Annotated in this window: 11 protein-coding genes and 1 tRNA gene; 7 read left to right on the top strand and 5 right to left on the bottom strand. The window is 71.3% G+C overall.

What is annotated here, in order from left to right; genetic code table 11:
• Positions 1-38: 38 nt before the first annotated feature.
• Positions 39-476 carry a hypothetical protein gene (locus ABZ495_RS07145; protein ID WP_359834828.1) on the bottom strand — a complete coding sequence of 146 codons (438 nt, stop codon included), beginning with the start codon at positions 474-476 and terminating at the stop codon, positions 39-41.
• Positions 473-1,918 carry an APC family permease gene (locus ABZ495_RS07140; protein ID WP_359803667.1) on the bottom strand — a complete coding sequence of 482 codons (1,446 nt, stop codon included), beginning with the start codon at positions 1,916-1,918 and terminating at the stop codon, positions 473-475. Before ABZ495_RS07140 ends, ABZ495_RS07145 begins: the two co-directional genes overlap by 4 nt.
• A 581-nt stretch (positions 1,919-2,499) precedes the next feature.
• Between ABZ495_RS07140 and ABZ495_RS07135 the strand changes: the two genes are divergently transcribed.
• Entirely contained in the window at positions 2,500-3,000 is a 501-nt protein-coding gene (locus ABZ495_RS07135; RefSeq protein WP_359834826.1) for a hypothetical protein, read from the top strand.
• Positions 3,001-3,096: 96 nt separating this feature from the next.
• Positions 3,097-3,780, top strand: coding sequence for a hypothetical protein (locus ABZ495_RS07130; RefSeq protein WP_359834824.1), 684 nt, complete (start codon positions 3,097-3,099; stop codon positions 3,778-3,780).
• A gap of 75 nt (positions 3,781-3,855) precedes the next feature.
• On the opposite strand, the gene ABZ495_RS07125 is transcribed toward ABZ495_RS07130, so the two are convergent.
• Complete coding sequence (locus ABZ495_RS07125; RefSeq protein WP_329488198.1) at positions 3,856-4,344, bottom strand: YajQ family cyclic di-GMP-binding protein; 489 nt, start codon at positions 4,342-4,344, stop codon at positions 3,856-3,858.
• A 216-nt stretch (positions 4,345-4,560) separates the two neighbouring features.
• Here ABZ495_RS07125 and ABZ495_RS07120 point away from each other — a divergent pair.
• Positions 4,561-4,641: transfer RNA gene (locus tag ABZ495_RS07120), tRNA-Tyr, on the top strand.
• Positions 4,642-4,751: 110 nt separating this feature from the next.
• Here the strand turns inward: ABZ495_RS07120 and ABZ495_RS07115 are convergent.
• Positions 4,752-4,973 (bottom strand): hypothetical protein, encoded by a 222-nt coding sequence (locus tag ABZ495_RS07115; RefSeq protein WP_329488197.1) that lies wholly within the window; start codon positions 4,971-4,973, stop codon positions 4,752-4,754.
• 49 nt (positions 4,974-5,022) lie between these two features.
• Positions 5,023-5,697, bottom strand: coding sequence for an HAD family hydrolase (locus ABZ495_RS07110; protein WP_359803423.1), 675 nt, complete (start codon positions 5,695-5,697; stop codon positions 5,023-5,025).
• Positions 5,698-6,226: 529 nt separating this feature from the next.
• Between ABZ495_RS07110 and ABZ495_RS07105 the strand changes: the two genes are divergently transcribed.
• From ABZ495_RS07105 to kdpB, 4 genes are all read left to right on the top strand, one after another.
• The gene (locus tag ABZ495_RS07105) at positions 6,227-8,305 is read left to right on the top strand and encodes an APC family permease (RefSeq protein WP_359834822.1); all 2,079 of its coding nucleotides are present in this window, start codon (positions 6,227-6,229) and stop codon (positions 8,303-8,305) included.
• Between the two features lie 476 nt (positions 8,306-8,781).
• Positions 8,782-8,871 carry a K(+)-transporting ATPase subunit F gene (gene kdpF / locus ABZ495_RS07100; protein WP_238863773.1) on the top strand — a complete coding sequence of 30 codons (90 nt, stop codon included), beginning with the start codon at positions 8,782-8,784 and terminating at the stop codon, positions 8,869-8,871.
• A gap of 1 nt (position 8,872) precedes the next feature.
• Positions 8,873-10,534 carry a potassium-transporting ATPase subunit KdpA gene (kdpA, locus tag ABZ495_RS07095; RefSeq protein ID WP_359803427.1) on the top strand — a complete coding sequence of 554 codons (1,662 nt, stop codon included), beginning with the start codon at positions 8,873-8,875 and terminating at the stop codon, positions 10,532-10,534.
• Complete coding sequence (gene kdpB / locus ABZ495_RS07090; RefSeq protein WP_359834820.1) at positions 10,534-12,651, top strand: potassium-transporting ATPase subunit KdpB; 2,118 nt, start codon at positions 10,534-10,536, stop codon at positions 12,649-12,651. The genes kdpA and kdpB overlap by 1 nt, the downstream gene beginning before the upstream one ends.
• Positions 12,652-12,659: the final 8 nt, after the last annotated feature.

The following is a 12,659-nucleotide window of genomic DNA, read 5'->3' as shown; positions in this document are numbered from 1 at the left end:
CGGCTCCTGGGCGATCGGTCGGTTCGGTGGGCTGATCGTCAATTGCGGACGGTGTCACGGAGCTTGAGGTCGTCGATCTTCTGCCGGATGTCGGCGAGCCTGTCCGGGCAGTACACCGAGAGCACGATCGACTCCGCGAACACCACCTCGCGGTCGGAGAGCACCGGCCGCTGCCCGGGACCGCCCGCGCCGTTGGACATCCCGTACTTCCACTGCGCCTGGTTCAGCGCGTCGGCCGGGTTCTCGCAGACCGCGCCGCCGTCCTCGCCCAGGGTGTGCACGATCTGGCTCTGGCTGGGCACCGGGTAGCCGGCCGCCGTCAGCGCGGACGAGAGCTGCTTGGCCTTGTCGTTGGCCTCGTTGGTGCTGTGCAGCTGGGAGTACGTCAGCAGACCGGTGATCAGCATGCCGACCAGCAGGGCGATCGCGCCCAGGTAGATCCAGCGGTGGCGGGAGGCCATCACGGTGCCGGTCATGCCGCACCTCCGGTGGTGCCGCGCCGCTCCTCGGCCTCCTGCTCGGCCAGTTCGGCCTGGGCGTCGGCGTTGCGCCAGGAGGGCTTGCGCAGTCTCAGGAACAGGTAGGGGATCACCAGGCCGAGCAGCACCAGGCCGCCGCCGACGATCGCGACGTACGACCAGACACTGCCGCTGCCGAACTGCGAGGACGGGACGAACCCGATCGCCATCGCGGCCGCCGAGGCGATCAGGCCGGTCACGCAGACCGGGACCAGCGCCGGGGCGCGGTAGCCGCGGGGGTGGTCCGGCTGGGTGCGGCGCAGCCGGATCGCGGCGGCGAACATCAGCAGGTAGACGATCAGGTAGACCTGCGTGGTGATCACCGAGAAGATCCAGTAGGCGCTGGAGACGTTCGGGATCAGGGCGTAGGCGAGGGCGATGACCGTGGTGACCACACCCTGGGTGACCAGCAGGTTCTGCTGGATCCCCTCCTTGTTCAGCCGCTGCAGGAACGGCGGCAGGTAGCCCTCCTGGCGGGAGATCATCAGCAGGCCCTTGGACGGTCCGGCGAGCCAGGTGAGCATGCCGCCGAGGGAGGCGGCGATCAGCGCCACCGCGATCACCGGGGTGAGCCAGCCGATGTGGAAGTACTGGAAGAAGGAGTCGAAGGCCTGCATCACGCCGGCCGTCAGGCTCAGCTGGCTGGACGGCACCACCCAGCTGATCGCCAGCGCGGGCAGGATGAAGATCAGCAGGACCATCCCGGAGGCGGTGAACATCGACCGCGGGAACTCCCGGGCCGGATCGCGGAGCGAGGAGACGTGCACCGCGTTCATCTCCATGCCGGAGTAGCTGAGGAAGTTGTTGACGATCAGCACCAGGCTGGCCAGGCCGGTCCACTGCGGGAAGAGGTGCGCGGCGTTCATCGGGGCGGCCGAGGTGTTGCCCTGGCCGAGGAAGACGAGGCCGAGCACCACGAGCAGCGTGCCGGGGATCAGGGTGCCGATCACCAGGCCCCAGGAGGAGAGGCCGGCCACGGCCTTCGTCCCGCGCGAGGAGACCCAGACGCCGGTCCAGTACAGCACCATGATCACGACGGCGGTGTAGGGCCCGTTGCTGGCCAGCGCCGGGTTGACCACGTACGCGATCGTCGAGGCCACGTACGCGAGCAGCGACGGGTAGTAGAAGATCGTCATCGCGAACTGGCACCAGACGGCGAGGAAGCCCAGCGGCTTCGACAGGCCCTCCGACACCCACCGGTAGACGCCGCCCTCCCAGCCGGAGGCCAGCTCGGCGGAGACCAGCGCGGTCGGCAGCAGGAAGACGATCGCGGGGACGAGGTAGAGGAAGACGCAGGCCAGGCCGTAGACCGCCATGGTCGGCGCGGCCCGGAGGCTGGCCACGGAGCTGGTCGTCATCAGCGCCAGCGTCAGCCAGGACATCCGTGGTGCGCCGGCCATCCGGGTGGCGACCGCGCCGCCGCTCCTGCGGGCGGCGCTCGGGCCGGGGCTGCCCCGGCCGGGCGAGGGTGCCTCCATCGAACTCATGCGTCCTCCTCGGGTGCGGCCCGGGGTACGTCCACCGGGGTCCGCTCCGGCGGTGGGGTTCGCCCCGGGAGAGCCCCGGGGGCGGGCCGTACCCGGCCAGTTCACCCGGTTGCCGGGGGTGTCGCATGCGGCGTGCGCCCGCTCGGGTGAGCGACTGTCAGGGATGCGCGGCGGAGGTTTGGCCCGCGGGGGCCCCGGTGCCCGGTTCACCCTCCCGGTCGGTCATCCGGTCGGCCGTCCCGGTGCCTCCGGCGGTCAGGACCGCCTGGTCCGTCCGCGTGGGCCGTCCGCACGCCGCGCCGCGGCCTCCGGCGGTCCGATGCGCCCGGGCCGTCCGATACCTCCGGGGCCCTGCCCGGGGCCCTGCCCGAAACCCTGCCCGGGGCCTGCCCCGGGCGCCCGAACCCGGAGCCGCGCCGTCCATCCCCTACCCGTCCGGGTACGGAATGGTAAATGCCGGGCGGAGTGTCAGTGCCTTGGTTCAGGATGACTGAATGTCGTACGAACTTCAGGCGCTGATCGGTTCGGCGGAGCTGCTCGCGGTGGCCGCCGCGGAGGTCCCGGCCGCCCGTCTCAGTCCGCTGGCCCAGGGGTTGGCCCTGATACCGGCCACCCCCGCCTTCCTGTCCGCGCTCCAGTTCGGCCGCGGTGAGCCCGGGTTCGGCGGTGAGTCCGGTTTCGACTGGTTCCCGGACGGCCTCGAACGCCGGCTCGCCGCGTGGTCCAAGGCCGGTCCGATCGCCTGTGTGGAGGCCGACTACTTCGGTGGCAGCGGCACCCAGCGCGCCGCCGTCTGGGCCGACGGCCGGCTCGACCTGGGCCCGCTCGTCAGCGGCGAGTTCGAACCCAGCCCGCCCGAGGGCACCCCGATCTCCCGCGCCCTGCGGCGCATCGGCGCCACTGTCGTGGACGCCCACCACCACGACGAGTTCGAGGCGGTCGGCCTGACCGCCCACCGCCGCACCGACGGCTGGGCCGCTCCCGACGGGGCGTGAACCGTTCGGCGTACCCGCGGTGGCTGGGCCAACTGGCTTGCCCCAACGTGTGAATCAGGCATTTCGCCTGATTCGCATCGAGAGGAAGCATCACCCATGCGTGCCACTTGGATGGCCGCCGTGCTGACCGCAGCCATCGCGCTGACCCCGGTCGCCACGGCGTCCGCCACCGCCGCCGGCAACGAAGCCGCGGCCTTCACCCCCGCCAGCTCGCCCCCCGCGTTCCTCGCGGACGTCCCGCTGCCGGTCGGCGTGCCGCCGGTCGCGGCCCCGCCGGTCTCCGCCCCGGCTCCGGTGCTCCCCGCCGCACCCGACCTCGCCGCGGCGCCGGCCGCCGTGCCCGACCCGGCCGCCGCGCTCGGGGCGCTGGGCGGCCTCGGCGACGTCCTCAAGCTGGTCAGCAGCCTGCTCTCGGCCGCCACCCCGCCGACCGGCAGCCCCGACCTCGGCGTCCTCCAGCAGCTGCTCGCCACGCTCGACACGGCGACGAAGGGCCTGCTCGCCCAGCTGCCCGCGGCCCCGATGGCGGCCCCCGTGCCCGCTCCGGCCCCGCTGGACCAGCAGCCGGCGGCGGAGCCCCCGCGCACCACCACCCCCGCGCTCCCGCCGCCGGCCCTGGAGGACCGGCTCGCCTCGCTCGGGACCAAGGCCAAGGCCCTGGTCGACGCCGCCACGGCCGCCAAGCCGGACCCGGCCGCCGTCCAGCAGGCCGTCACGGCTCTGGCCCCCGACACCGTCGCGACCACCACCGGCACGGTCACCCGCCTCACCGGCCCCTGACCCACCGCCCGACACGGCGGCCCCCGGACACCACACGGTGTCCGGGGGCCGTCGCCGCTGCGCGTCCCGACGGGACTAGCGGTAGTTCACGTACTGGAGCGCGAAGTCGAGGTCCTTGCCCTTGAGCAGGGCCTGGACGGTCTGCAGGTCGTCGCGGCTCTTCGAGGTCACGCGGAGCTCGTCGCCCTGGACCTGGGCCTTGACGCCCTTCGGGCCCTCGTCACGGATGATCTTCGCGACCTTCTTGGCATCGTCCTGGGAGATGCCCTCCTTCACGTCCGCGAAGATCTTGTACTCCTTGCCGGACAGCTGCGGCTCCTTGGCGTCCAGCGCCTTCAGCGACAGGCCACGCTTGATGAACTTGCTCTGCAGCACGTCCAGAATGGCCTTCACCCGCTCCTCGCCGCTGGCCTTCATCTCGATCGTTTCGCCGGAGCGGCTGATCTCGGCGCCGACGTTCTTGAAGTCGAAGCGGGTGGCGATCTCACGCGAGGTCTGGTTGATCGCGTTGTCGACCTCCTGCCACTCGACCTTCGAGACGATGTCGAAACTGGAGTCGGCCATGGGTGTTGGTCTCCTTGATGCTCTGGCTTCACTGACACGGCCCGCCCCACCGGACGCCCGCAGCCCCAGCCTATCCAGCACCACCCCGCCCCCGCCCCCGACAGCCACGCCACATCCTTTGATCATCACGTGACCAACCAGGTGGCGAACCACCCCCCGGCATCAGGTATCGTTTACGGAGTCGAACGGGGCAAGCCCCGCGAGGCGCCAAATCCTGGCTGGTTGCCCGAGCGGCCAAAGGGAGCAGACTGTAAATCTGCCGCGCAAGCTACGCAGGTTCGAACCCTGCACCAGCCACTGGATTACCAGACCGGCCCTGAACAGCGGAAACGTTGTTCAGGGCCGGTTTTGTCGTACCCGGGGGCGGGTCTCGGGCGCGGGCGTTCCGGTTCGGCGGTGCCGGGGGGTCAGAAGAGCGTGGGGGCCGGAGGGTCGGGGGTGACGCCGGGGAGGGCGTCCTGCCAGGCGGTGGCCCGGGAGAGCGGGAGGGGTCGCATGCTCGCCTCGCAGAGGAGGAGGGAGCGGCGGTCCCTCTTGTGGTCGTGGATGACGCCGTAGCCGGCCCGGCGGGTGGGCATCAGGGCGACCGGTCGGCCGCAGGCGGGGCACTGGACTCGTGGTGCGCGCATGGGTGAAGCCTGCCCGAGGGGGCCGACATCGGCGGGCGGCCGGTGCGGCTCAGGGGGCGGCCAGGAGGAGGGCGGCCGCCGTGGGGGTGTCGGGGGCGGTGCGGGTGGGGGCGGGGTGGGCCGGGGGGAGCGGCGGAGGTGGGGTGGGGGTGATCCAGATGGAGCGGATGCCGCAGGCGTGGGCGCCCAGCAGGTCGGTGGCGGGGTTGTTGCCGACCATCCAGGTGTCCGGGGTGAGGGTGCGGCCGAGGCGGGTGGCGGCCAGGCGGAAGATCTCGGGGTCGGGCTTGCGGGCGCCGGCCTCCTGGGAGACGCAGACGGCGTCGACGGCGGGGAGCAGGCCGGTCCGGGCGAGTTTGGCGCGCTGGACGTCGGTGTAGCCGTTGGTGACGACTCCGATGGTCCAGCCGGCTTCGCGCAGGGCGGTGAGGGCGGCGGCTACGCCCGGGATCGGGTGGGTGCGGGCGGCCTCGTGGGCGACGTGTTCCTCCCAGAGGGCCTCGCCGGACTGCCGGAGGCCGTAGCGGGCGGCGATCCCGGCGAAGCCGGCCGGGGAGCGGTCGGCGCGCACCAGCGTGACGATGGTGGGTGCGGTGTCCAGGGGGAGGGCGTGGGCGGTGCAGAACGCGGTGGCCCAGGCGTCGGTGCCGCCGTCGCGTTCGACCAGGGTGTGGTCGAGGTCGATGAGGAGGAGCGGGCTCGCCTGCGGAGAGTGGTGATCCATGCGCGGAGCGTAGCCCGCCGGAGGGGTCGGCATTATTGCGCATTACTTGCAATTGCTTCCTGGGGGCAGCAGAGTGTTCTCCGAGGGGTGGGGCCGGGCCGTTCAGCCTCCCCGCCGAGAAGTTCCGGACGTGCCCAGGCGCGCCGGGAGTCCTCCGTCCGAGCTGATCGTCTTCCCAACCGGCGCCCGCCGGGACATCGGCCCGCCCACCCCGCGCAGGAACCCCCTGCGAGGTGTCAACGAGCGGCGCGGCCCCGGTACACCGACGCGGTGGCATGCCGGCTGCGGATGCGGATGTAGCGGCCGGGCGGCGGTGCCTCAGGAGCGGCTCGCCAATGGGGGCAATTAAGAGCCTATGCCGCAAATGTCCTATCCGATCGTCATATCTTGACGAGGTCTTAACGGCCCCCCTTGGCGCCCCCGAAACGCCTCCGAGCCGCTCGGAGCACGCTCCCCATAGCGGCTTCCACCTGCGGGAACACCCCGCCCAAAGGGCGTGTCCGGCGCTCGCGGTACTCCGCTCGGGCCCATGGACGGTCCGTTTTCCGCCCTTACGCTCGCCCATGTGTTCAACCTGCCCCAGGCGCTCAAGCGCCTAGTGATCGGCCGAGCCATGCGCAGCGAGGAGCTGGGCGAGACGCTGCTCCCCAAGCGGCTGGCGCTGCCGATCTTCGCTTCCGACCCGCTCTCCTCGGTCGCCTACGCGACCCAGGAGATCCTGCTGGTGCTCACCGTCGGTGGCACCGCCTTCCTGTACCTGACCCCGTGGGTCGCGGCCGGTGTGGTCGCGCTGATGGCGGTCGTGGTGATGTCCTACCGCCAGGTCGTCCACGCCTACCCGAGCGGCGGCGGCTCGTACGAGGTGGTGTCCCGCAACCTCGGCGCCAACTCGGGCCTGGTGGTGGCGGCTTCGCTGCTGGTCGACTACGTGATGACGGTCGCGGTGTCGGTGGCCTCGGGCGTCGACAACATCATCTCGGCGCTGCCCTCGCTGGCCGACCACCGGGTCGAACTGGCGGTCGCCTTCGTCGTGCTGCTCGCGGCGATGAACCTGCGCGGGGTCCGGGAGTCCGGCAAGGCCTTCGCCGCGCCGACGTACCTGTTCATCGGCGGCATGCTGCTGATGGTGGTCACCGGACTGGTCAAGGCGCTCTTCGGGGACACCCCGGTGGCGGCCAGCGCCTCGTACGGGATCCTGCCGGTGGACGGCAAGGACACCCTGGCCGGCCTCGGTCTGCTGATGCTGGGCCTGCGGGCGTTCGCCTCCGGCTGCACGGCACTGACGGGCGTGGAGGCGATCTCCAACGGCGTACCGGCCTTCCGGGCGCCCAAGTCGAGGAACGCCGCCGCCACGATGGCCGTGATGGGCACCACGGCCGTGGTCATGTTCGTCGGCATCACCGCGCTGGCGCTGATGTCCAAGGTCCACATCGCCGACGACGCCTGCACGTTGACCGGCTTCGCGGGGGACTGCCACACCGCGCCGCAGCAGACCGTGATCGCCCAGCTGGCGGCCGCGATCTTCGGTGGCGACCGGAGCTTCCTCTTCTACTTCATCCAGGCCGTCACCGCGCTGGTGCTGATCCTGGCAGCCAACACCGCCTTCAACGGCTTCCCGCTGCTGGCCTCGATCCTGGCCGAACACCGCTACCTGCCCCGGCAGATGCACACCCGCGGCGACCGCCTCGCCTTCTCCAACGGCATCATCGCCCTCGCGGTGGTGGCCGGCGGGCTGCTCTGGCTGTACGAGGCGGACGTCACCAGCCTGATCCACCTCTACATCCTGGGTGTCTTCACCTCCTTCACGCTCTCCCAGATCGGCATGGTGAAGCACTGGAACCGGGTGCTGCGCACCGAGACCGAGCCGGGCGTGCGCGGCCCGGCCCAGCGCGCCCGGGTGATCAACGCCTTCGGCGCGGTCACCACCGCGCTGGTGCTGGTCATCGTGCTGCTCACCAAGTTCACCCAGGGCGCCTGGCTGGCCGTGGTCGCGGCGGTGGTGCTCTGGGTGATGATGCGGGGCATCCGCCGGCACTACGACCGCGTCGCCGAGGAACTGGCGGTGGACGACCCGGAGGCCGACTCGGTGCGCCCCTCCCAGGTGCACGGGATCGTGCTGGTCTCCAAGCTGCACAAGCCCACCCTGCGGGCGCTCGGCTACGCCGAGGCGTTCCGGCCGGACTCGCTGGAGGCGCTGACCGTGGCGGTGGAGCGGGAGGCCACCGGCGAACTGGAGCGGCAGTGGGGCGAACTGGACGTCCGGGTGCCGCTGAAGGTGCTGGACTCGCCGTACCGGGAGATCACCAAGCCGGTGGTGGCGTACGTGCGCGAGTACCGCCGGACCAGCCCCCGGGACGCGGTGGCCGTCTTCATCCCCGAGTACGTGGTCGGGCGCTGGTGGGAGCACCTGCTGCACAACCAGTCGGCGCTCTGGCTGAAGAGCAGGCTGCTCTTCACCCCGGGCGTGATGGTGATCAGCGTGCCGTGGCAGCTGACCTCCTCCAGCAAGGCGCACCACCCGTCCCGCCGGGCCCCCGGGGCGGTCCGCCGCGGCGAGCCGGCGACGCGGTCGGAGTACGAGCGGCTGCCGGCGCCCGGGAACGCCTGAGGCGTCGCCGCCGAGAGCCCCGGACCACGCCGGAACCCGGAGCACGCCGGAGCCCGGAGCACGCCGGAGCCCCGGACCACGCCGAGAGCCCCGGTCACGGCCGGGCCCCGGACCACGCCGAGAGCCCCGGACCACGCGGTCCGGGGCTCTCGGCGTATCCGCGCGGCCGTCCCGAGGGACGCCCGGCAGTGCGAGGGGCGAGGCGTGAGGGGCGCCGCGTGGAGTCACCGTATGGAGCCCGTCAACAATCGAACGGGCGCCGTATGGAGGGCGTCAAGAACGGCGGTGACGGTCCGTAGGCGCGGTTGGCTGGCGAGGCCGGCCCACCGCCGGTGCCGCGTCGACCGCCCGCAGGGGCCGGTTCGCGGCCACCTCCGAACCACTGTGGTGGAGCCCATGTCCGATCTCATCCACGTCGGTGTCACGGTCGCCGTGTTCGCCGTCATCGCCCTGATCGCGCGGGGGGTGGAGAAGCTGTGAGCGCCGAGAACGTCGCAGGTCTCATCGTGGCCGTCGCCCTCGTCGGCTACCTCGTCGTCGCGCTGATCTACCCGGAGAAGTTCTGACATGGGTTCCGTTCTCGCGGGCTGGTCGCAGGTCGTCGCCCTGGTGGGCGCGCTGGCCCTGTGCTACCGGCCCCTGGGCGACTACGTCGCCCGGATCCTGACCACGTCCAAGCACCTCAGAGCGGAGCGCGGCCTGTACAAGGTCGTCGGGGTGGACGGCGACGCCGACCAGCGCTGGCCGGTCTACCTGCGTTCGGTGCTGGCCTTCTCGGCCGTCTCGGTGCTCTTCCTCTACGGCCTGATCCGGCTCCAGGGACACCTGTTGCTGAGCCTCGGGGTCCCGCAGATGTCGGGGCACCAGGCGTGGAACACCGCGATCTCCTTCACCGCCAACACCAACTGGCAGTCCTACAGCGGCGAGTCCGCGATGGGGCACCTGGCGCAGATGGCGGGCCTGGCGGTGCAGAACTTCGTCTCCGCCGCCGTCGGCATCGCCGTGGTGGCCGCGCTGATCCGGGGCTTCACCCGCAACCGGACGGACCGGGTGGGCAACTTCTGGGTCGACCTGACCCGGATCACGCTGCGGCTGCTGCTGCCGGTCTCGATCGTCTTCGCGCTGGTCCTGGTGGCGAACGGGGTGGTGCAGAACTTCCACGGGTTCCACGAGGTGACCACTCTGGCGGGCGACCCGCAGGCGGTCCCGGGCGGGGCGGTGGCCTCGCAGGAGGTCATCAAGCTGCTGGGCACCAACGGCGGCGGCTTCTACAACGCCAACTCGGCCCACCCGTTCGAGAACCCCACCGGGTTCACCAACCTGCTGCAGGTCTTCCTGATCCTGCTGATCCCGTTCGCGCTGCCGCGCGCCTTCGGGAAGATGGTGGGCGACCACCGGCAGGGCTACGCGATCGTCGCGGTGATGGGCCTGTTCTGGGTGGCCTCGGTCGCGCTGATCACCCTCTCCGAGGCCCGGCACTCCGGTACCGCGCTGCAGGCGGCCGGCGGCGCGATGGAGGGCAAGGAGCAGCGGTTCGGCATCGCGGCGTCCAGCCTGTTCGCGGCCTCGACGACGCTCACCTCGACCGGCGCGGTGAACTCCTTCCACGACTCGTACTCGCCGTTCGGCGGCGGGCTGACGATGTTCAACATGATGCTGGGCGAGATCGCGCCCGGCGGCACCGGTTCGGGCCTGTACGGGATGCTGGTGCTGGCGATCGTCGCGGTCTTCGTGGCCGGTCTGATGGTCGGCCGGACCCCGGAGTACCTGGGCAAGAAGCTGGGCGGGCGGGAGATGAAGTTCGCCTCGCTCTACATCCTGACCACGCCGACGCTGGTGCTGGTCGGCACCGGGGTGGCGATGGCGCTGCCCGGTGAGCGGGCCGGGATGCTCAACTCCGGTGCGCACGGCTTCTCCGAGGTGCTGTACGCGTTCACCTCGGGCGCGAACAACAACGGTTCGGCGTTCGCCGGGATCACGGTGAACACCGACTGGTACGACACCGCGATCGGACTGGCGATGGTGTTCGGCCGGTTCCTGCCGATGGTCTTCGTCCTGGCGCTGGCCGGCTCGCTCGCGAGCCAGCAGCCGGTCCCCGCCACCCCGGGCACCCTGCCCACCCACAAGCCGCTGTTCGTGGGCCTGCTGTCGGGCGTCGTCCTGATCGTCGTCGGTCTCACCTACTTCCCGGCCCTGGCTCTCGGGCCGATCGCGGAAGGTCTCTCCTGATGTCCTCCACCCTTACCGACAAGCCGGCCGCGCAGCCGCAGGCACCCGCGGCGGCGCCGCACAGGGTCTCCGGCGGACTGCTGGACCCGAAGCTGATCGTCGCGTCGCTGCCCGACGCGGTGAAGAAGCTCGACCCCCGGGTGATGGTCAGGAACCCGGTGATGTTCGTGGTCGAGGTCGGCTCGGTCGTGACCACGATCGCCGTGATCGCCGACCCGTCCGTCTTCGCCTGGTCGATCACCGTCTGGCTCTGGCTGACCACCGTCTTCGCCAACCTGGCCGAGGCGGTGGCCGAGGGCCGCGGGAAGGCGCAGGCGGACACCCTGCGCAGGACCAAGACGGACACCATGGCCCGCCGGCTCACCGACTGGCCGGCGAGCCGGGCCGAGGAGGAGGTGCCGGGGACGGCGCTGTGCCTGGGTGACCACGTGGTGGTCGAGGCCGGGCAGATCATCCCCGGCGACGGCGACGTCGTCGAGGGGGTCGCCTCGGTGGACGAGTCGGCGATCACGGGTGAGTCCGCGCCGGTGATCCGCGAGTCGGGCGGTGACCGCAGCGCGGTCACCGGTGGCACCAAGGTGCTCTCCGACCGGATCGTGGTGAAGATCGCCTCCGAGCCCGGCAAGTCGTTCATCGACCGGATGATCGCCCTGGTCGAGGGCGCGGCCCGGCAGAGGACGCCGAACGAGATCGCGCTCAACATCCTGCTGGCCTCGCTGACGATCGTCTTCCTGATCGCGGTCGTCACGCTCCAACCGATGGCCACCTACGCGGGTGCGCCGCAGTCGATGATCGTGCTGGTCGCCCTGATCGTGGCGCTCATCCCGACCACCATCGGCGCGCTGCTGTCGGCGATCGGCATCGCGGGCATGGACCGGCTGGTCCAGCGCAACGTGCTGGCGATGTCCGGCCGGGCCGTCGAGGCGGCGGGTGACGTCAACACGCTGCTGCTCGACAAGACCGGCACCATCACCCTCGGCAACCGCCAGGCCGCCGAGTTCCAGCCGGCCCAGGGTGTGGGCATCGGGGACCTCGCGGACGCGGCGCAGCTGTCGTCCCTGGCGGACGAGACGCCGGAGGGCCGCTCGATCGTCGTCCTCGCCAAGACGGACTACGGTCTGCGGGCGCGTGCCCAGGGCGAGTTGACGCACGCCACCTGGGTGCCGTTCACCGCGCAGACCCGGATGTCCGGCGTCGACCTGGACGAGGCCGACGGGGTCCACCAGATCCGCAAGGGCGCGGCCGCCGCGGTCACCCTCTGGGTCACCGGCCACGGTGGCACGGTCACCGACGAGGTCTCCGCCCTGGTCGACGGCATCTCGGCGGCCGGCGGCACACCGCTGGTGGTGGCGACGCGCACGGCCTCGGCCCCGGCTCGGGTGCTGGGCGTCATCCACCTCAAGGACGTCGTCAAGGAGGGCATGCGGGAGCGGTTCGACGAACTGCGCCGGATGGGCATCAGGACCATCATGATCACCGGCGACAACCCGCTGACCGCCAGGGCGATCGCGGAGGAGGCGGGCGTGGACGACTTCCTCGCCGAGGCCACCCCCGAGGACAAGATGGCCCTGATCAAGAAGGAGCAGGCGGGCGGCAAGCTGGTCGCGATGACCGGCGACGGCACCAACGACGCCCCCGCCCTCGCCCAGGCCGATGTCGGCGTCGCGATGAACACCGGGACCATGGCGGCCAAGGAGGCCGGCAACATGGTCGACCTGGACTCCAACCCCACCAAGCTGATCGAGATCGTCGAGATCGGCAAGCAGCTCCTGATCACCCGCGGCGCGCTCACCACCTTCTCGATCGCCAACGACGTCGCGAAGTACTTCGCGATCATCCCGGCGATGTTCGCGGCGGTCTACCCGGGCCTGGACAGGCTCAACATCATGGGCCTGCACAGCCCGCAGTCCGCGATCACCTCGGCGATCGTCTTCAACGCCCTGGTCATCGTCGGCCTGATCCCGCTCGCCCTGCGCGGGGTCAAGTACCGCCCGTCGGAAGCGAGTTCCCTGCTGCGTCGCAACCTCGGGGTCTACGGCTTCGGCGGTCTGGTCGTCCCCTTCGTCGGGATCAAGCTGATCGACCTCGTCGTCCAGTTCGTCCCCGGCCTGAGCTGAGAGAGGAG

It is taken from the genome of Kitasatospora sp. NPDC005748 (assembly GCF_040630735.1).
Taxonomy (GTDB): Bacteria; Actinomycetota; Actinomycetes; order Streptomycetales; family Streptomycetaceae; genus Kitasatospora.
This window is presented reverse-complemented; position numbering and strand designations above follow the sequence as displayed.

Bases quoted from the DNA above. Each gene is read 5' to 3' on its own strand.
- ABZ495_RS07110 (WP_359803423.1), bottom strand. From the start codon at position 5,697: ATGGATCACCACTCTCCGCAGGCGAGCCCGCTCCTCCTCATCGACCTC.
- ABZ495_RS07140 (WP_359803667.1), bottom strand. From the start codon at position 1,918: ATGGCCGGCGCACCACGGATGTCCTGGCTGACGCTGGCGCTGATGACG.
- ABZ495_RS07115 (WP_329488197.1), bottom strand. From the start codon at position 4,973: ATGCGCGCACCACGAGTCCAGTGCCCCGCCTGCGGCCGACCGGTCGCC.
- kdpB (WP_359834820.1), top strand. From the start codon at position 10,534: ATGTCCTCCACCCTTACCGACAAGCCGGCCGCGCAGCCGCAGGCACCC.
- ABZ495_RS07145 (WP_359834828.1), bottom strand. From the start codon at position 476: ATGACCGGCACCGTGATGGCCTCCCGCCACCGCTGGATCTACCTGGGC.
- ABZ495_RS07135 (WP_359834826.1), top strand. From the start codon at position 2,500: ATGTCGTACGAACTTCAGGCGCTGATCGGTTCGGCGGAGCTGCTCGCG.
- kdpA (WP_359803427.1), top strand. From the start codon at position 8,873: ATGGGTTCCGTTCTCGCGGGCTGGTCGCAGGTCGTCGCCCTGGTGGGC.
- ABZ495_RS07105 (WP_359834822.1), top strand. From the start codon at position 6,227: ATGGACGGTCCGTTTTCCGCCCTTACGCTCGCCCATGTGTTCAACCTG.
- ABZ495_RS07130 (WP_359834824.1), top strand. From the start codon at position 3,097: ATGCGTGCCACTTGGATGGCCGCCGTGCTGACCGCAGCCATCGCGCTG.
- ABZ495_RS07125 (WP_329488198.1), bottom strand. From the start codon at position 4,344: ATGGCCGACTCCAGTTTCGACATCGTCTCGAAGGTCGAGTGGCAGGAG.